The organism is Sphingomonas sp. IC081, assembly GCF_006874585.1.
In the GTDB taxonomy this organism is placed as follows: domain Bacteria; phylum Pseudomonadota; class Alphaproteobacteria; order Sphingomonadales; family Sphingomonadaceae; genus Novosphingobium.
Window position 1 is genome coordinate 875,383 of record NZ_CP029762.1, and the last position, 16,530, is coordinate 891,912.

18 protein-coding genes are annotated in these 16,530 nt (G+C 69.3%); 5 read left to right on the plus strand and 13 right to left on the minus strand.

The genetic code is table 11. The features are described 5' to 3' along the window. Window positions 1-35: 35 nt before the first annotated feature. From DM450_RS21950 to DM450_RS21960, 3 genes are all read left to right on the plus strand, one after another. On the plus strand, window positions 36-704 hold the full coding sequence (locus DM450_RS21950; protein WP_207080541.1) for a response regulator transcription factor: 669 nt from the start codon (window positions 36-38) through the stop codon (window positions 702-704). Then, window positions 701-2,077, plus strand: a complete 1,377-nt coding sequence (locus DM450_RS21955) for a sensor histidine kinase (protein WP_142639115.1) — start codon at window positions 701-703, stop codon at window positions 2,075-2,077. Before DM450_RS21950 ends, DM450_RS21955 begins: the two co-directional genes overlap by 4 nt. Before the next feature lie 130 nt (window positions 2,078-2,207). Beyond that, the gene (locus tag DM450_RS21960; protein WP_142639117.1) at window positions 2,208-2,423 is read left to right on the plus strand and encodes a hypothetical protein; all 216 of its coding nucleotides are present in this window, start codon (window positions 2,208-2,210) and stop codon (window positions 2,421-2,423) included. 39 nt (window positions 2,424-2,462) lie between these two features. Here DM450_RS21960 and DM450_RS21965 read toward each other — a convergent pair whose 3' ends face one another. From DM450_RS21965 to DM450_RS21975, 3 genes are all read right to left on the minus strand, one after another. Next, window positions 2,463-3,038 (minus strand): hypothetical protein, encoded by a 576-nt coding sequence (locus DM450_RS21965; RefSeq protein WP_142639119.1) that lies wholly within the window; start codon window positions 3,036-3,038, stop codon window positions 2,463-2,465. A 70-nt stretch (window positions 3,039-3,108) separates the two neighbouring features. After that, window positions 3,109-4,257, minus strand: coding sequence for a DNA alkylation repair protein (locus DM450_RS21970; RefSeq protein WP_142639121.1), 1,149 nt, complete (start codon window positions 4,255-4,257; stop codon window positions 3,109-3,111). Next, window positions 4,254-5,414 (minus strand): glycoside hydrolase family 76 protein, encoded by a 1,161-nt coding sequence (locus DM450_RS21975; protein ID WP_260610513.1) that lies wholly within the window; start codon window positions 5,412-5,414, stop codon window positions 4,254-4,256. Before DM450_RS21975 ends, DM450_RS21970 begins: the two co-directional genes overlap by 4 nt. 142 nt (window positions 5,415-5,556) lie before the next feature. Between DM450_RS21975 and DM450_RS21980 the strand changes: the two genes are divergently transcribed. After that, entirely contained in the window at window positions 5,557-5,757 is a 201-nt protein-coding gene (locus DM450_RS21980) for a hypothetical protein (RefSeq protein WP_185928812.1), read from the plus strand. Between the two features lie 188 nt (window positions 5,758-5,945). After that, window positions 5,946-6,989: a MucR family transcriptional regulator gene (locus DM450_RS26500; protein WP_142639125.1), complete on the plus strand. Its 1,044-nt coding sequence runs from the start codon at window positions 5,946-5,948 to the stop codon at window positions 6,987-6,989. 341 nt (window positions 6,990-7,330) lie between these two features. Here the strand turns inward: DM450_RS26500 and DM450_RS21990 are convergent, their stop codons facing one another. The 10 genes from DM450_RS21990 to DM450_RS22035 form a co-directional block, all read right to left on the minus strand. Next, complete coding sequence (locus DM450_RS21990) at window positions 7,331-8,308, minus strand: response regulator (RefSeq protein ID WP_242526494.1); 978 nt, start codon at window positions 8,306-8,308, stop codon at window positions 7,331-7,333. Between the two features lie 120 nt (window positions 8,309-8,428). After that, window positions 8,429-8,893, minus strand: coding sequence for a hypothetical protein (locus DM450_RS21995; protein ID WP_142639127.1), 465 nt, complete (start codon window positions 8,891-8,893; stop codon window positions 8,429-8,431). Between the two features lies 1 nt (window position 8,894). Further along, window positions 8,895-9,281: a TadE family protein gene (locus DM450_RS22000; protein WP_260610514.1), complete on the minus strand. Its 387-nt coding sequence runs from the start codon at window positions 9,279-9,281 to the stop codon at window positions 8,895-8,897. A 66-nt stretch (window positions 9,282-9,347) separates the two neighbouring features. Then, window positions 9,348-9,521, minus strand: coding sequence for a Flp family type IVb pilin (locus DM450_RS22005; protein ID WP_142639131.1), 174 nt, complete (start codon window positions 9,519-9,521; stop codon window positions 9,348-9,350). A 76-nt stretch (window positions 9,522-9,597) separates the two neighbouring features. After that, on the minus strand, window positions 9,598-11,436 hold the full coding sequence (locus DM450_RS22010) for a TadG family pilus assembly protein (RefSeq protein ID WP_142639133.1): 1,839 nt from the start codon (window positions 11,434-11,436) through the stop codon (window positions 9,598-9,600). Continuing rightward, complete coding sequence (locus tag DM450_RS22015; RefSeq protein ID WP_142639135.1) at window positions 11,429-12,211, minus strand: tetratricopeptide repeat protein; 783 nt, start codon at window positions 12,209-12,211, stop codon at window positions 11,429-11,431. Before DM450_RS22015 ends, DM450_RS22010 begins: the two co-directional genes overlap by 8 nt. Next, on the minus strand, window positions 12,208-13,113 hold the full coding sequence (locus DM450_RS22020; RefSeq protein ID WP_142639137.1) for a type II secretion system F family protein: 906 nt from the start codon (window positions 13,111-13,113) through the stop codon (window positions 12,208-12,210). The genes DM450_RS22015 and DM450_RS22020 overlap by 4 nt, the downstream gene beginning before the upstream one ends. Then, entirely contained in the window at window positions 13,113-14,015 is a 903-nt protein-coding gene (locus tag DM450_RS22025; protein ID WP_142639139.1) for a type II secretion system F family protein, read from the minus strand. Before DM450_RS22025 ends, DM450_RS22020 begins: the two co-directional genes overlap by 1 nt. Continuing rightward, on the minus strand, window positions 14,009-15,367 hold the full coding sequence (locus DM450_RS22030) for a CpaF family protein (RefSeq protein WP_142639141.1): 1,359 nt from the start codon (window positions 15,365-15,367) through the stop codon (window positions 14,009-14,011). Before DM450_RS22030 ends, DM450_RS22025 begins: the two co-directional genes overlap by 7 nt. Further along, a complete protein-coding gene (locus DM450_RS22035) occupies window positions 15,364-16,530 on the minus strand; it encodes a histidine kinase (RefSeq protein ID WP_142639143.1) in 1,167 nt (388 codons plus the stop codon). The genes DM450_RS22030 and DM450_RS22035 overlap by 4 nt, the downstream gene beginning before the upstream one ends.

The following is a 16,530-nucleotide window of genomic DNA, read 5'->3' on the forward strand; positions in this document are numbered from 1 at the left end:
CCCTAGACGGGCCTCAAGCGTACCGGAGCCCTCCCTTGCCGCGCCTGCTGATCGCCGAAGACGATGCCGACCTTGGCCCGGCGATGAAACGCGCGCTGGAGCTCGACGGCTACGTTGTCGACCTCGTCGCGCGCGGCGACGAAGTCGGCGCCGCGCTCGCCGCCAGCGCTTACGACGTTGTCCTGCTCGACATCGGCTTGCCGCACATGACCGGCCTCGAAGTGCTGCGCGAACTGCGTTCGCAGCGCAACGCGACGCCGGTCATCGTCATCACCGCGCTCGACCGCACCACCCACCGCGTCGCCGGGCTCGATGCCGGGGCGGACGACTATGTGGTCAAGCCCGTCGACCTCGAGGAACTGGCCGCCCGCATCCGCGCGCAGCTGCGCCGGCGCGACCGCCGCCATGACGACAGCCTGTGCGTGGGCCGGGTCACGCTCGACTTCGCGGGCCATGTCGCCAGCATGGACGGCGAGGAAGTCCCGCTCACCGCCAAGGAATTCCGCGTCCTCGCGCTCCTGATGCGGCGCAGCCGCCGCTTCGTGTCCAAGGCCGACCTCGAGGGCGAGCTCTACGACCAGGACCAGTGGGTGGAATCGAACACCATCGAGGTCGCCATCTCGGCCCTGCGCCGCAAGTTCGGGCGCGATTTCATCCGCACCGCGCGGGGGCTTGGCTACATGGTCGGCGGCATCGAGGCGTGAGGCGCTCCTCGCTCTCGACCCGGCTCTATCGCCGCGTGCTGATCCTGCTGGCGCTGACCGGGCTCGCCATGGGCGCGGTGATCTACTCGGTCGCCAATGTCGAAGTCGGCCGGGCTGCGGACGCCCAGCTCGTCAACGCCTCGCGCCTGCTCTACATGATGATGCAGGACGAACTCACCGCCGGAGCGCTGGCCGCACGCGGCGGGGGGCTGGGCGCCGAGACCGATCCCCTGCTCTCCTCCGAAGAGCGCAAGGCGTTCCACGCCTCGTACGACTGGTGCATGTTCGCGGTGTTCTGGCAGGGCCAGCCGGTCGCGCGGTCGGGCTGGGGGGCGCCGATCGACCTCATCCCCAGGACGCCCGGGCTGCACGGCTTCACCGCCATGGGCGACCGCTGGCGCGGCTACGGCCTGCTCGGCAGCGATCCGCGCCTGCTGGTGGTCGTCGCCGAGCGCGATTCCATGCGCCAGTTCTCGATGGTGCCGGTGATCCGCAAGCTGGCGGTGCCGCTGATCCTGCTGATCGGCGCGGCCATGATCGTGCTCTGGTGGACGCTGCGCAAGAGCCTCTCGGAAGTGGAGCGGCTGGCCTCCTCGCTCAGCGCGCGCTCGCTGGCCGATCTCACGCCGTTGCAGCCCGAGGACTGGTCGCGCGATCTCGGGCCGCTGATCACCGCGCTCAACACGTTGTTCGCCCGGCTCGAACAGGCTTACGAGCTGGAGCAGGCCTTTACCGACGATGTCGCCCACGAACTGCGCACGCCGCTGGCCGCCATTCGCGCGCAGGCGCAGCTGATCCACCGCACCGCGCCGGACGCGCTGCACGAGGACCTGCGCCGCCTGCTCGCCGCCGTCGACCGCGCCAATGCCCTGATCGACGGCCTGCTCACGCTCGCCCGCCTCAACGCCACCTCGGTGGCCAGCCGCTCGGTCGACGTCCATGCGCTGGTGGCCGACGTGGTGGCCGAAGCGGTGATGAACCTGCCCCCCGAGGCGATGGAATTCACCGTCACGCCCGATCACATCGTGCGCTGGCGCTGCGATCCGGGGGCCTTGCAGATCGCGCTCTCGGCGGTGATCGCCAATGCCGCGCTCCATGCCTGCGAGGGCGGCCACATCGACATCGCCGTGGTGCGCGGCGGCGACCGGCTGGTGATCACGGTCGGGGACCGGGGCAGCGGCGTCGCCAGCACCGATCGCGAGCGGGTGCTGCGCCGCTTCGAGCGCGGCGCCTCGCCCCGGCCCGGCAGCGGGCTCGGCCTGTCGATCGCGGTCAAGGCGATGGCGCTGGGCGGCGGCACCATCCGCCTCGAGGACCGGCAGGACGGACCCGGCCTGCTGGTCGTGCTCACCCTGCCCGCCCGTCCCGATTGACGCCCCGATTGACAGCCCTTCTGGACGTACCGCGCCGCTGAGGCGCCCCATCGCATCGCCCCGTGCGCAGCGCGCCCATCCGGCGTAGGATGATGGCGTGGGGAATCGTGTGCCTGAACGGAGGTCGCGAATGGCAAGATATACACTGAGATTCGATGCGGAAGGCCCGGGACCGGCAACCCAGATCGTGTTCGAGGCGCCGGATGCCGGCGGGGCCCTCGTGCAGGCGCACCGCGAGGCGCAGCTGCACGACCATCAGCCATGGCAGGCGGAACTGTGGCAGGGCGAGCGCAAGCTCTGCTCGATCATGCAGCCCGCCAACGACGTCTGGCGCGCGAGCCCCTAAGGCGGAAGAGCGGCGGTAGAGCGGCGGGAGGGCGCCCGATCAGGCGCCCTTGATCAGCCGGAACGCCCCGGCCATCAGCGCATCGACCGCCTCGGTGCCCAGCACGCATTGCGGCTCGTAACCAAGCCCTTGCCTGCGCACCTTGCGCCACTGGTCGACGTAGAGCCCCTTGTCATGGCCAAACACCGAATGGACGTGGCGGGCCAGCACCGGCGGACAGTCCCGCTCGTTGGCGCGGCGGAACAGCGCCAGCTCGGCAATGTTCGGCCCGATCATGACCCAGACGTGGCCGCTAAAGCCATCCGCGCAGACATCGGCCGCCGTCACCGGCTGGCGGCTGCCCAGCACCGGCACGCCGTCGACGGTCAGGGTTCCGGCAACCACCTGGATCGGCGCGTCCAGCACCCGGCCGAGCTGCACCGCAAAGGCGGCGGCGAGCTGCGCGCCGCTGCCCGGCGCCCGGGGGAACACTTTCAGCAGGTCGACCGCGCTGCCGGCGATGCGCGCGCGGTCGGCATCGGTCATCTCGAAGGCCTTGAAGGCCCGCGCCTCGTCCCAGCCCTGCGCCTGGGCGACGAGCTTGCCGAGCTGGATGAGGTCCTTTGCCGAAGTCATGAAATGTCCGAATGCCTGAGGGAAGAGAAGCCGTGCCCGTAGGCGACGGCGCCCACCCGGCCAAGCCCGCTTAGGGGAGATCCTGTTCCAAAACAAATTCGCCCCTTGCCACCGCCTTGCCGTTGACCAGCAGGTCGATCGCGTGGACGCCGGGATGATGCCGCCGCGTGGAAAAGTCGCGGATCGTCTGGCGGATGGCCAGACGCACCGTCTCGCCCGCGGCAAGGTCGAAAGTCCTGAGCTTGAACACCTTGGCAGCGCTCTTGCCCGAGGGCCGCGCATAGTGGAGGCGGTAATCCACCACCAGCCGCTGCACGTCCCGGCCGGTCGAGGTCAGTTCGGCGGCGATCGTGATCTCCCCGCCCAGCCGCAGCCGGGCCGGGGTGACGGTGAACTCGCCCGGTGTCACCTCCGCCCCGTGCCCGGCCCCGATCAGCGCAAGCGCGCGGGGATCGCCGTGCTTGATCAGTGTGCGCAAGGCATGGCGGACGATCCAGCGGGTCCGCGCATCGTCCTGCGGCCACTGGCCCAGCCGCGCGACGACCCAGTCCGGCGCGTCCTTGGCGATGTCGTTGAGATGATTGGCGACCGACTTGCGCACATAGAGGCTGGGGTCCGCCTTCAGCCGTTCGAGGATCGCCGCGGCCAGCGTGGGATCGGCGGTCAGCGCCGGAATCCGCCCGGCCCACGGCAGGCGCGGGCGGCAGCCTTCGCTGGCGAGGCGGCGGACATGCGCGTCCTCGTGCCCGCTCCATTCCAGCATCGTGTCCAGCGTGCGCGCGGGGTCGGCGGCCAGGAACGGCCGCACCGCGAATTCGGCCGTGCCGTGGCGGGTGAGGCGGGCGAGCGCGGCCATCGACAGGTCGAAATGATCGAGGCCGCGCCGGGCGACAAATTCGGTGACCGCGACGGCCTGGAAGGCATGGCCAAGGTGCGGCCCCATGGCGACAACGATCTCCAGCGCCTCGGGATAGGCCGGAGGCAAGGCCGCCGCCAGGGCATCGGCAATATGGCGCACCCGTTCCATGATCGAGAGCGATGCCAGCCCGGCCCGGGCGGTTTCGAGAAACCCGTCGTGATCGAACCGGCCAGAGGTTGCAGCTGCGGTGGCAGCTGCGGTGGAGGCGGCCGCCGCCGCACCGGCCGCCGCGATGACGCCGAGCGCCGCCTCGCCGAGCATGTCCTTCATCAGCGGCGCGGCGGGACGCGGCTCGCTCATCGTGCCTGCTCCGGCCCGCCCTCGGCCTGCACCACCGCTCGCGGCGGCGGGCCGCCCGCGGCCATGGCGGCCAGCAGCATGGCGAGCCCGGAGACCTGTGCCGCGGCGGCGGCGGTGGCGGTCTGGCCGTCGCGGGCGGCATCCCAGGTCGCCGCGTCGAGCGACCAGTCCGCCGCGATCCCCCGCGTGCCCGCCGCGCTCAGCCGCCATACCGCCTCGGCATTGGCAGCGGTCCAGCGGGCGAGTTCACGCCGCTCGGCGCTGTCGGGCATGGCGTCGAGCAGATGGCCCAGGTGATAGGCAAACACGCCCTTGAACATCAGCCCGTCGGCACCGAGCGAGCCGACCGGCTCGCGCAGGATTCCGGCGGGAGTCGACAGCCTGCGCGTCGCCGCCAGCGCCGCGGCCACCGCGACGCCGCGGTACTGCGGATCGCCGGTGATGGCCGTCAGGTCGTTCAGCGCGCCGATCAGCACGCCCTGGTTGTAGGTGAAGCGCGCCTGCCCGTTGTTGCGGCAAAGCCCGTCGAGCCCGTCGTTGACCAGGCCGTCGGCACCGATCATCGAGGAGGCGCGAAACCACTGCCAGCTGCGCAGCGCCCAGTCCCGGTAACCCGCCTGCCCCGTCGCCAGGTAGAGCTGCGTCGCGGCGTAGAACAGCAGTTCGTTGGTGATCGCGTTCTTGTAGCTGCGCTTGGGATCCCACCAGATGCCGCCACCGCAGCGATCGTCCCAATAGGTCGTCACCAGCGTGCCGAACGTCGTGCCCGCATAGTCGAGCAGCGCCGGATCGCGATCGACCTGCCAGGCATGGACACTGGCGATGACCGCCCAGAGCGCGTCGTCGTTGAGATAGAGCCCCTCGCGGTTGCGCACGGCCGCGGCGATCCGGGGGCTCCATTGTCGCTCGCCGGTGCGCTGCTGGTAGTCGAGCAGGGCATCGACGATCACGAAGCGCTGCCAGTTCTCGCTGGCGTTCCAGCCGCCCGGCCTGCCCCATTGCGCGTCGAGATAGGCCGCCGCCGCACCCGCCCGCTCAGCTGCCCGTGCGCCCTCCCGTACGCCGGCGCCGGTCTCGCCGGAAGCGCCCGCGATGGCGGGATCGGCGCCGCAAAGCGCAAGGGGCACGGCCAGCAGCAGCCATCTCGATTTCGGCACAGTCACTCCGCGCGGGTCAGTCATCCGCCTCCCGGATAGCGCCAAGTCCCGGGTCGATCCAAGCGCCCCCCGCACGAGAACGCGGGATAACCCTCCTCACCGGCATGGACGCCGCCCCCTGCCCGGCGCTAGCGGCGCGCGCATGAGTATCATTGCCCAGATCATGAATTCCACCACCGGCCAGCTCATCCAGAAGATGAAGTTCGAGCGCATGCCCAAGCCCTGGGTCACCTTCCACCTCGAAAACGGCGAACAGGTCACCGCCGACCGCGTCCACGTCGGCAAGCCGGCGCCGGGCAAGTTCATCACCCCGGTCGAGGTCTGGGTGACCCCCAAGGGATAGATCCCGCCGCCGCATCGCAAGACGAACACAAAAAAGGGGGAGGCCGGTCCAGGCACTCCCCCTTGCCATTTCACCGGACCCGCACCGGCGTCCGAACGGACGATTGCAATATTATAGCTTTACTTATCGGCCGTTCGCGCGGAAGGAACGATACCTGCTGTCCAAAATGGTATTCGGGAGCTTCACCGATGTCTGACAACGATCAACCGGAACTGGCACGCCTCACCGTAGAATTGCTGAGCGCCTACTTCGCCAACAACAGTGTCCCCAGCAGCGAGCTGCCCAGCCTGATCGAAGCCACAAGGACCGCGCTGCGCGGCGCGCCTGCGCCCGGCGAGGAGGTGATCGAGACTTACGTCGCCGCCGTCACGATCGAGGAAAGCCTGGCTTCGCCGCAGCACATCCTCAGCATGATCGACGGCAAGGGTTACAAGACGCTCAAGCGGCATCTGTCGAACAACGGTCTCACGCCCGAGCAATACAAGGCGCGCTACAACCTGCCCGCCGACTATCCTCTCGTCGCCCCGGACTATTCCGTATTGCGCCGCAACTTTGCCCGCAAGCTCGGTCTTGGCGGACGTCCGGCAGAGGCGGCAACGCCCGCCATCGCGGCAAAGCCTGCCAGCAAGGCGCCTGCCAAGGCTGCGACCACCAAGGCGCCGGCCACCGAAACTCCGCCTACCGAAACTCTGGCCGAGAAAGCTCCGGCGGCAAAAGCGCAGGCCGCCAAGCCTGCCCGCAAGGTGACTGCCAAGAAGGCCGCCGCCCCGGCTGCCGCCGCCGCCAAGGACAGCCCGGCGCCCGCGATCGCCTCGGCCCCGGCGGTTGCCGCGGTTGCCACCCCCGCCAAGGCTGCGCCCGCGACAGGCGGCGCCAAGAAGCCCCGCCGCATGGCCCGGCCCGCTTCGCCGCCATCCACGCCGGCCAAGGCCGCCGCCGCCAAGGCTGCGCCCGCCAAGACCGCTGCAACCAAGTCCAAACCCACTCCGGCCAAGGCTGCTGCCGCCAAGCCCCAAAGCGCCAAACCCAAGAACGCCAAGGCCGCGCCCAAGGACAAGCCCGTGGCTCCCGCAGCCAGGCAGGCGACGCCCGCGGAAAAGAAGGCTCCGGCCAAGGCAGCGGCAAAAGCAGGCGCCAAGGCCAAGCCGGATGCGACCAGGACCGCCAAGGAAAAGCCCGCCGCAAAGCCGGCCGCAAAACCAGCTGCGAGCAGCCCGGCCCCTGACGCGTAAAAGGCTTCGAGGCCGGTTCAGCCGGACCGGCCTCGTGATGCTCCTTTGCTCATGATGCGGCAGGGCCTGGAAGCAGAACCGGCATCAACCGGATCGTTTTCCATCCTGGGCTTCACGAATACCGTCTAGGATCGTGCGTGTTCCGGGACGATGTGTGCCAGTACAGCAGTGTCAGGTCCGATAGCATCGGAGCGACTGCGTCAGCACTGTTCACCGCCCCCATACGGCCGACATGACCGCGCAGCTCATCACCGCGCAGGGCGCGCAGGCGCAGACGCACCGTGTCTTCCCGACAAGCTCCGGTCTCGCCCGCCCCGTTACGGATCCCGTTACGGATCCCGTTACTGGCCCACCAGCCCCGGCGCCCTGAGGGCTGCACCGACCTTGCGCGCGTGCAGCTGCTCGGACAGATAGTCGATCAGTGGCTGTTCGAGATTGGGGTTGATGACCAGGAAGTGCCGCCGCCGGTCATGCTCGTCGGGCAGGCGGCACAGGACGTCTTCCGCGACAAGCCGCCGAACCAGCCGCAGGGCCGTGCTCATCGGCGCGCCCGAGGCAATGCAGGCGCTGGAAACCGCCACTTCGCGCCCCTCGATCTTGGCCAGCAGCAGATCCAGCAGCATTTCCCAGGCCGGATCGCCAAACAGTTCGCCCCCGCCGATCTCGCGGCGCTTGCTTTCCTTGCGCAGGATTTCGCGGATATAGGCGGTAAGCTCGCCCGGCTGGTGATCGTGCGACAGGCGGACGGAGGCCTGGGCCGGGCCGATCGGCCCGCCGGCAGCGCCCTGGGCGGCCGCGGCACCCTGCTGCTCCTCCGGTTCATCCAGCAATTGCGCCAGGCTGCGCAGTTCCTGGCTGAGATTGCTGATCTTGCCCAGCAGGTCCCCGCGCGCGCCGGGCGCATCGCGCAGCCCCTTGGTGCGCTGCAGCGCCCGCCGCAGATCGGCCTGCTGCACCGGCTTTTCCAGGAAATCGATCGCCGAGGCGCGCATCGCGTCAACCGCGACGTCCTTGCTGGCATTACCGGTGACCATGATGAACTGCAGCCGCCGCCCGCGCAGGTCAGCCCTTTGCGACAGCTCGTAGATCAGCGAGATGCCGTCCTGCCCGGGCATGTTGTAATCGACGATGACGATGGCGACGTCATTCTCGGCATAGAGGCGTTCCGCCTCGCGCGCGCTACCGGCCACCAGCGGGGCATATCCCATCGCCCGCAGGCTGAAGGCGCATTCCTCGCACCAGTCCGCATCGTCATCGACGATCAGCACCGTCTCGATCGGAAGCGAACCGGCGATCTCTTCTTCCACGGGTCTTGTCACCGTTGCGTTTGCCGGGCTGAGGATGGCCCCCAGCCGCGCTCTCCAGTTCGGTGTCATTTCATTCATATACGCCAAAGACCTCCGAAAGCCTTTTCGGTCCGTTATCCAGGCATCCCCCGATTATCGAACCAGCATCATGATCTGGCCGAATCCAGTGCAAAGTATCGCCATGACTGCGATAGCATTTGCATCCGGGCGCCTCCCTTTACTGCTTATGCTATAAATTGCCCCCATAATAAATAGCATTAACCCTGTTATCAATACCATGGCGCAAGCGGCGACAGGCCCGAGGTATAAGGCCGCCGATGACAGAAGTTTAATTTGTCCACCGGTGAGGATTTGCATTCCACTGGCAAACCGCAGTGCCGCAACCTGAGACAGGATAAGCGCAAGGCATGCCGCCCCGGTGGCAAGGGCCAGGGCCGCGCCTTCGGGGCCCGAGCGGGCAAAGCCAAAGGCCAACCCCGCCAGGGCGATCGCGGCATAAGCCGCATCCGGTGCCCGGCGCCCTTCCCATGGCAATACCACCGGCGGCAGGACCAGCACGATCAATACCGCCAGGCGGATATAGTCCAGCGCCACCATCTCAATAGCCGCCGTTGGTCACGGTGACGCTGGCACTGAGGTTCGCCGTCGGCAGCGGAACCATGTTGCCGTAACGCATGATCGGGCTCCTGCTCATGTCATAGCTGACCGCGACGGTGAAGGCGCCGGTGCCGTCGGCGCTGGCGGTGATAACCGGCGTGCTGCTGTTGCCGAGCAGCGTCTTGTAATTGTCCATCACCGCCGCCGCCCGGGCCCGGGCGAGGCTCGCCCGTTCCGGGGACGAGAGCCCGGCAACCGCCGCCCGCGCGCCTTCGGCAGCGGCCTGCCGCACGCCGATCAGCGCGCTGAAATAGATCGAATAGACGATGGTGCCGAAGACCAGGAGAAGCAGCGCCGGAGCCAGGAAAACGAACTCCAGCGCCGCCATCCCGCGCGTGCACCTCCGTAACCGGGACAAGCATCCGGCGGACATGCGCATGGCAGAACCTCCCGTTCAGGTCTGGTCGAACAGATGCCCGAATGCCGTCGAAAGATCGGCCTGGAACGCATCGCCGACCGCAACGATCCCGCCCACTACGATGGCGCCGAGAACCGCGTATTCAACGGCCGTGAGGCCGCGTTCATCGGTCTTGAGGCGGACCAGGAACTTGAGAACCATGTCCTTCATCGTATTTCTCCCCATTGCCCCCCTTGAGAGTACCGATGCCGGACGGGGGCTTGCCCGGCATCGGTGTCCGTGAATGTCACACCAGCACGGGCACCCCGCAGCGTGCCCCGGTGGTCCAGACCCGCGCGGTGCCGAGCTGGATGCCGAGCGCGGTCAGCACATTGGTCAGCAGCGGATCGACCACCGTGCCGACCAGATCGGTCACCGGCTGCACGAGCGCGGGCAGGACGGTGCCGGTGACGGTCGAAAGGCCGGTCGATTCCAGCAGCGAGCAGGCGAGCGGCAGGCAGGCCCCCAGAACGTCGAGCTTCACGTCGAGCCCGTCCGAGCGCAGCAGGCTGGTGGTGACGCTGCTGAGGGTCTGGCCGATCTTCACCGCATTGCCGATCGTCTGCGCATGCGTGGGCTGCGCGGGCGTGCCGGCGCCGGGGCCGAACGTCAGCGCCGCGCTCTGCGCCCCGGCGACCGGCTGCACCACCGCCCTGCCGCTGACGGTGGCGCCGATGCCCAGCAGCGAGATGCCGGCGATCTCGGTCTGCTTGAAGTCCGCCGCCTGCAGCGCCGGCAGCGTCCTGGCCATCGGATCGAAGGCAGGCACATCGCCGACATAGGCATTGACGAGGCCGGAACTGGCCAGGACGTTCACCGTGGTGTCGCTGGCCTGTTCGCCGGTGTCGGGGCAGTTGATCCCGGTCACTTGCGCCTGCGCCGCGGCAACGTCGAGGATGACGGGCAGGTGCACGTTGACCGAGGCGACCGCGAGATTGACCGGCAGGTCGATCAGCACCTGCACCCGCAGCGCCGAGGTGGCGACGAAAGTTTCCCCCGCAGGCCCGAAGGCGAAACGGGGACGATCGCCCGCACCGCTAGACACCAGGCCGATCCTGACGGTGCTGACCGGCACCAGCTGGCTCACCGCGGTGGAAAGGTCGACGGCGGTCGGCCCGGCCTGCACCGCGTAGATCAGCAGTTGATAGGCGTTCATCCCGGCACGCAGCGCCTGCGGATTGGCGGCGCCTCCCACCGGCATATTCTTCCACACGCCGAGGCCGAACAGCCCGCTGAACGGAACCTTGTAGCCATTGCCGACCTGCCCCGCAAAGACGGTGAGCGCGGCCCGGGTATCGGCGTCGGCCGCCGCCTCGGCCGCGGCCTCGGCGATGTCCTTCAGCCCGTGGGAGCGGCTCACCAGTTCGCCGTAGGTGCCCTCGAACCCTTCTTTCGCGGCGAGCTTGTCGAAGAACAGGCCCGCGTTGACATTGCCCTGCATCAGCCACTGCACGTCGGTCTTGCCGAGCGAGATCGGAATGCCCAGCAGCGAACTCAGCAGGCTGTTGAGCGTCGAGACCAGCGGCGTCGTGATCGAATCCAGCAGCGGCGAGACGACGTTCGTCAGCACGTCCGAGGTGACGCCGACGCCCGCCTCGTCGATCCGCGCCGCCGTGGCGGTGGCGGCCAGATCGGGGATCGGGTTGATCGGGCCGAGCAGCTTGGAAAAATAGCGGCGGCTCGGCTTGGTTGTGTGAATGCGCACCGCCGTGCTGAGGCCGTTGCCCGGGCAGCGCGCATAGCTCCTGTCGAAGCGGTCTGCCGCGTCGAGACCCGAATCCGCACAGTACCGGCCGACTTCGACCGATTGCAGGATGGTCGTATCGGAATAGCCGTTGCGCACCAGATAGTCCTGCGCGCGGGCGCCGGCCTGGTCGGGATACATGGCCGCGGCCAGCGCCGCCGCTTCGGTGGCCGAGCGCAGTTCGCGATTGCCGAAATAGTAGAGGCCGCTGTCCAGCGCCATGCCCGCCGCCGACAGCAGCATGACCCCCAGGACCGCCACCGCCGGCCCGACGACGCCCCGCTGGTCGCGCGCCAGCCGGCGGGCAAAACGGCGCAGGAATGCGTGCCCGGCGCTAGCCATGCTGCCCTCCCGTCTCGGCAGGGGCAGGGGCAGGGGCAGGGACAGGGCCAAGGACGGGGCCAGGAACAGCGGGCACGGGCGCTGCCAGCGACGGCGCCTGCGCGGCGACCTCGCGCCGGATCCGGGCGCGGGCGGCCGGGTCGCGCACCGATCCCAGCACGGTGTCGGCCTCGCCGCCGCGCCCCGCCACGGTGAGCGCGAGCACCAGATTGTTGCGGATCACCGCTTCGCGCGGGGCCAGATCGTACGCCGCTTTCAGCGCTTCCACCGCCAGCTCCGGCTGGCCGGAACGCAGCCGCGCATACCCCAGCGCATTGCCGATCAGGGGATTGGCCGGGCTTTGCACCAGCGCCTCGGCATAGTCTGTGGCGGCCTGCTGCCAGCGGCCTTGCGCGGCCGCGACATGGCCGCGCACTTCCAGCACGCCGCCGTCTTGCGGGTTTTGCGCAATGCGCTTCAGAGCCGCCTCCGCCGCATCGGTCTGGCCAAGGTCGAGCAAGCAATTGACGCGCAGCATCAGGGCATCGCGGTCGCGCGGATACTGGCGGTCGAAATCGTCGAGATAGGCCAGCGCCGCCCGTGCCCGCCCGTCCACCCGCGCCTGCCGGATCAGCGACAGGTAGAGCGTGCGGGTGGAGCCCTGCACGGCCGGATCGCTCAGCCCCGCCGCCGGCGAGCCGTGCTCGGCCGCCAGCGCCGGTGAGGCAGCGGGGGCAACAAGCGCCAGCGCCAGCAACACGCGGCCATGGCGACAAAACGCGAGGGGTACGATCATGGGGCCGAACTCCGCAAGGTATCGAGGATCGCGGCGACCGGCGGCCCGGCCAGCACGATGAACAGCGCGGGCATGAAAAAGACCAGCATCAGGATCACCATGCGCACGGTGATCGCGCCGATCGCCTCGCGCGCACGCGCGACCCGGCGCTGCGAGAACTCGCGCACGAATTCGCGCAAGGCCGGGACCAGTTCCATGCCGTGGAACAGCGACTGGCGGAAAACCGTGGCCAGTTCGCGCGAACCGCTCACCGCCACCCGCGCCGCCCAGCGGTCGAACGCAAGCTGGTAGTCCTGCCCGCGATCGAGATCGTCGACCAGCATGGCGACAAGGCGCGCATGGCGGGGCACCGCCACCTGTTCCTCGCGCGCGATGGCGCGGAAACACTGGTCGAGCGATACGCCGCTTTCGAGCATCATCAGCATGAGATCGAGCAGGAATGGAAACTCGGCGGTGAGAACCCGCTCGCGCCCCGCCGCCCGCATCCTGAGCACGTACTTGGCCGCGATGTACGTGAGACCGGCCAGCGCAAAAGTCGGGAACAGCGGCTTGAAGGGATTGCCGGTCACCGCAAGGCAGACGGCCATGCTGGCAAGACCCGCCATCGCCGCCGCGCCGACCCGCAGCCAGGCAAAGACCTCGATCGCGGACGGATCGAAATAGCCCGCCTTGCGCAGACGCTGCTCCACTTCGTCCCGGTCGCGCCCCCGCACGGCAAAGATGCGCGGCAACGGGTAGCGCAACAGCCCGCCTTGCGGACGCGGCGCGGCGGCGCCCCGCCCCGCCGCGTTCACCCGCTCCTGCAGCCGCGCATCCGCGCGCAGAAGCCGCAAGCCAAGCCCCGCCACGGCCAGACTGCCCGCAGCGAACGACAACAGCACAAGCGAGGCGAGCGAGGCCATCAGAATTCGAGCCTCATCATCCGCCGCACCACGACGATGCCCAGCGCCTCGAGACCGATGGCAAAGACCGAGAGCTTCTGCCCGCGCGGATCGCCGGTGAAGAAATCGAGGTAGCCCGGGTTCATGAACATCAGCAGCGCCATGGCGAGCAGCGGCATCGCGATCAGCACGCGCGCGCTGATCCGCGATTCCGACGTGGCCGCCGAAAGCTCGCGCCGGATCCGCACCCGCTCGCGCAGGATCGCGGCAAGGTTGGTCAGCGCGGTTCCCAGCGAGCCGCCGAACCGCAAGTTGGTGCGGATCGCGGCGGCCAGCATCGATACTTCGGGAACGCGCAACCGGTCGGCCAGCTGCTGCATGGTCTCGGCAACCGGCGCGCCCATCTCCAGCCGCCGTCCGGTCGCCGCGAAGTAGCCGCGCACCGCGTCCGGGGCATCGGCCAGCGCCCGTTCGAGCGCCTGCGCCAGCGAATTGCCCACCGCCTGCAGCTGCCGCACCCCGTCGAGATAGAGCGGCAAGGCATCGGTCAGCGCCTCGATCCGCTTGCGGGCACGGGACTGGAGCCAGGAATATCCGGCCATCGGCACGCCGATCACCAGCACCAGCGCCGCGACCGGCCCGGCCAGCAGCAACGCCGCCAGCACCACCGCCAGCGCGGCCAGCGCCAGATGGCGCAGGCCCTGCCGCGTCATCTCGACCTGGGCCTGCGCCAGCAGCGGCGCCATGCGTTCGGGCACCGAGATCCGCGCCGCACCGGGGGCCGCGGTCCGGCTCGGCGCGACCATCTGCGCCAGCCGCCGGTCCACCGCGGCGATACCGCGCGCCCGTTCGGCCAGGAGGTACCAGGCGAGGCCGCCGAGCGTCAGCAGCGCCAGCACGAGATAGGCCCCTGCCCTCACCACGGCGCGTTCCCCCCGGTGCCGCCCGGCGCGCCGGGCATGACAAAATCGCGCAGGCGCGCGGCGTGATAGGGCCGGGGGGACAGCGTGCGGAACGTGCCCTCGCCCGACAAAGGCGGCAGCTCCTCGAAGCGGAACAGGTCGTTGAGCGAATAGGCATCGCCCTCCACGCCGGTCACTTCGGTGACGCTGGTGATCCGCCGGGTGCCGTTGGCAAGGCGCTGGATGTTGACGATCACGTGGACGCTGTTGGCCACGAAACGGCGGATCGCGCGCACGTCGCTCTGCTGTCCGGCAAAGCCCAGCAGCATCTCGAGGCGGGCCAGCGCATCGCGCGGGGTATTGCCGTGCAGCGTCGCCATCGAGCCGTCGTGCCCGGTCGACATCGCCTGCAGCATCTCCACCGCCTCGATCCCGCGCACTTCGCCCAGGATGATGCGATCCGGCCGCATGCGCAGGGCATTGCGCAGCAGGTCGCGGGCGCTGACCTCGCGGCTGCCCTCGACATTGGGCGGGCGCGTTTCGAGGCGCACGACATGGCGCTGATGCAGTTGCAGTTCGGCCGCGTCCTCGATGGTGACCAGCCGCTCGCGCTCGCCGATGCAGCCCGACAGCACGTTGAGCAGCGTCGACTTGCCCGCCCCGGTGCCGCCGCAGATCAGGATATTCAGGCGCGAGCGCACGGCGGCCGAAAGATAGGCGGCCATCGCCGCGCTCATCACCCCGCCGCCCACGCAGTCTTCCAGCGTCAGCGCCTGCAGCCGGAACTTGCGGATCGAGACCAGCGGCCCGTCGAGCGCGATCGGCGGGATGACGATGTTGACGCGCGATCCGTCGGCCAGCCGGGCGTCGACAAACGGCGTCGCCTCGTCGACCCGGCGGCCGATCGGGCCGACGATCCGCTGGATGATGTTCATCAGGTGGGCATCGTCGCGAAAGCGCGTTTCCACCTGCTCCAGCAGGCCCGCGCGCTCGACGTAGATGGTGTGGGCGCCGTTGACGATGATGTCGTCGATGCCGGGATCGCGCAGCAAGGGCGCCAGCGGCCCGAGGCCGACCACCTCGTCCTCGACATCCTCGATCAGCACCAGCCGCTCGGCGCTGTTGAGCGCCAGCTGGCCGCGGCGGCTGCGGCTGGAGATGACCTGCTCGATCTCCTGGCGCAGCGCCCGCTGGTCGAGCGCCTCGGCGGTCACGCCCTGCGCTTCCAACTGGTCGATCACCTGCTGGCAGGTGAGCGCCTTGACCGCCTGATAGCTGTCGCTCATGCGCTGCGCGGTGGGCTGGGCCACCGCATGGCGGCGGCCGGAACCGGCGTGGCGCAGGATCTCGTCGTCTGCGGTCAGCAGGCTCATGCCCTCTTCTCCATCCGGCGCAGCACCGCCTGGCGCATCCTGTCGATCCTGAGGCGGGCGCCGGTGACCGGCGCGGCGATGTTGCAGGCACGGCGCACCGCCTGCACGTAAGGCCCGGCCTCGCGGTCGAGCAGCATCGGCCGTCCGGCATTGAGCGCATTGCGCGCCCGCACCCGGTCCACCTGCACGCCCAGCACCGCATCGATGCCCAGCACGTCCGCCATGCGCCGCCCGTCGAGCAGGATGCGGGGATCATAGTCCCACACGATCAGCCGCTGGCGCGCCGCCGTGGCGGTATCGAGCGCGGTCTTTTCCAGCAGGCGGCGGCAGGCGTCGAGTTCGCGGATCGACTGGCTGCACACCACTTCCACCGCGGTCGCCTGCGCCGCCAGCTCGCGCAGGAGCCCCGGATGACGCAGGCTGCCCGCCCCCAGCACGACCTGCCCGAAACTGGCGCGCAGCAGTTGCACCAGCCCGACGATGTCGCTCGGCCCGATCCCGGTCGGCTCGGCGCCGGTGCCGCCGTCGAAGGTGAGCAGCGACAGCCCGCTCGCCTCGTGCCGGGCCAGGGCATCGGAGAGCAGGCTGGTATCCATGCGGCCCAGATCGGCGACCGCGGCGGCAATGCCGTAATCGACCTTGAGGTCGAGATAGGCCTCCGCCGTGCTCGACGGCAGGCTGCAATCGATCAGCAGGCTGGGCGTCTCGTTCCGGCTGTGCGCCAGCGCCATGTCGGTCGCCAGCACCGCCATGGCCTCGGGATCGGTGCCCAGGACCAGGGTGAAGCGGCCGAGCCGCCCCTGCGCGGTCAGCGCCGTGTTGAGCAGCCGCGTCATGACCTCGCCGATCTGCCTGCTCTCGGCGTTGCGGGCAAAGACATCGGCGGCACCGGCGCGGATCGCGCCCAGCACGTGCTCGGCATACATGTCGTCGGTGGCGACCACCACGCTGCGCCCCGGCGCGCCGTGCAGCACCTGCCCGATCGACGATGCCAGCGAGCGCTCGGACGGAACCGAGGCATGATCGATGACGATGAGGCCCGGTGCGGACAGGTCCGCCAGTTCGAGCGACTGGATCATCTCGACCTCGACATGCTCGCCCACCGCCTCGACAAGGCGGCGTTCCAGCGCGCGGTCGACGGAAAGAAGGTTGATCGTCGGCAT

What these genes read in the sequence shown, in the direction of transcription:
- DM450_RS22020 (WP_142639137.1), bottom strand. Translation starts at nt 13,113, where the DNA reads ATGGCCTCGCTCGCCTCGCTTGTGCTGTTGTCGTTCGCTGCGGGCAGT.
- DM450_RS22005 (WP_142639131.1), bottom strand. Translation starts at nt 9,521, where the DNA reads ATGAAGGACATGGTTCTCAAGTTCCTGGTCCGCCTCAAGACCGATGAA.
- DM450_RS22030 (WP_142639141.1), bottom strand. Translation starts at nt 15,367, where the DNA reads ATGAGCCTGCTGACCGCAGACGACGAGATCCTGCGCCACGCCGGTTCC.
- DM450_RS21965 (WP_142639119.1), bottom strand. Translation starts at nt 3,038, where the DNA reads ATGACTTCGGCAAAGGACCTCATCCAGCTCGGCAAGCTCGTCGCCCAG.
- DM450_RS26500 (WP_142639125.1), top strand. Translation starts at nt 5,946, where the DNA reads ATGTCTGACAACGATCAACCGGAACTGGCACGCCTCACCGTAGAATTG.
- DM450_RS22015 (WP_142639135.1), bottom strand. Translation starts at nt 12,211, where the DNA reads ATGATCGTACCCCTCGCGTTTTGTCGCCATGGCCGCGTGTTGCTGGCG.
- DM450_RS21960 (WP_142639117.1), top strand. Translation starts at nt 2,208, where the DNA reads ATGGCAAGATATACACTGAGATTCGATGCGGAAGGCCCGGGACCGGCA.
- DM450_RS22035 (WP_142639143.1), bottom strand. Translation starts at nt 16,530, where the DNA reads ATGCCGACGATCAACCTTCTTTCCGTCGACCGCGCGCTGGAACGCCGC.
- DM450_RS22010 (WP_142639133.1), bottom strand. Translation starts at nt 11,436, where the DNA reads ATGGCTAGCGCCGGGCACGCATTCCTGCGCCGTTTTGCCCGCCGGCTG.
- DM450_RS21970 (WP_142639121.1), bottom strand. Translation starts at nt 4,257, where the DNA reads ATGAGCGAGCCGCGTCCCGCCGCGCCGCTGATGAAGGACATGCTCGGC.
- DM450_RS21995 (WP_142639127.1), bottom strand. Translation starts at nt 8,893, where the DNA reads ATGGTGGCGCTGGACTATATCCGCCTGGCGGTATTGATCGTGCTGGTC.
- DM450_RS21980 (WP_185928812.1), top strand. Translation starts at nt 5,557, where the DNA reads ATGAGTATCATTGCCCAGATCATGAATTCCACCACCGGCCAGCTCATC.
- DM450_RS22000 (WP_260610514.1), bottom strand. Translation starts at nt 9,281, where the DNA reads ATGGCGGCGCTGGAGTTCGTTTTCCTGGCTCCGGCGCTGCTTCTCCTG.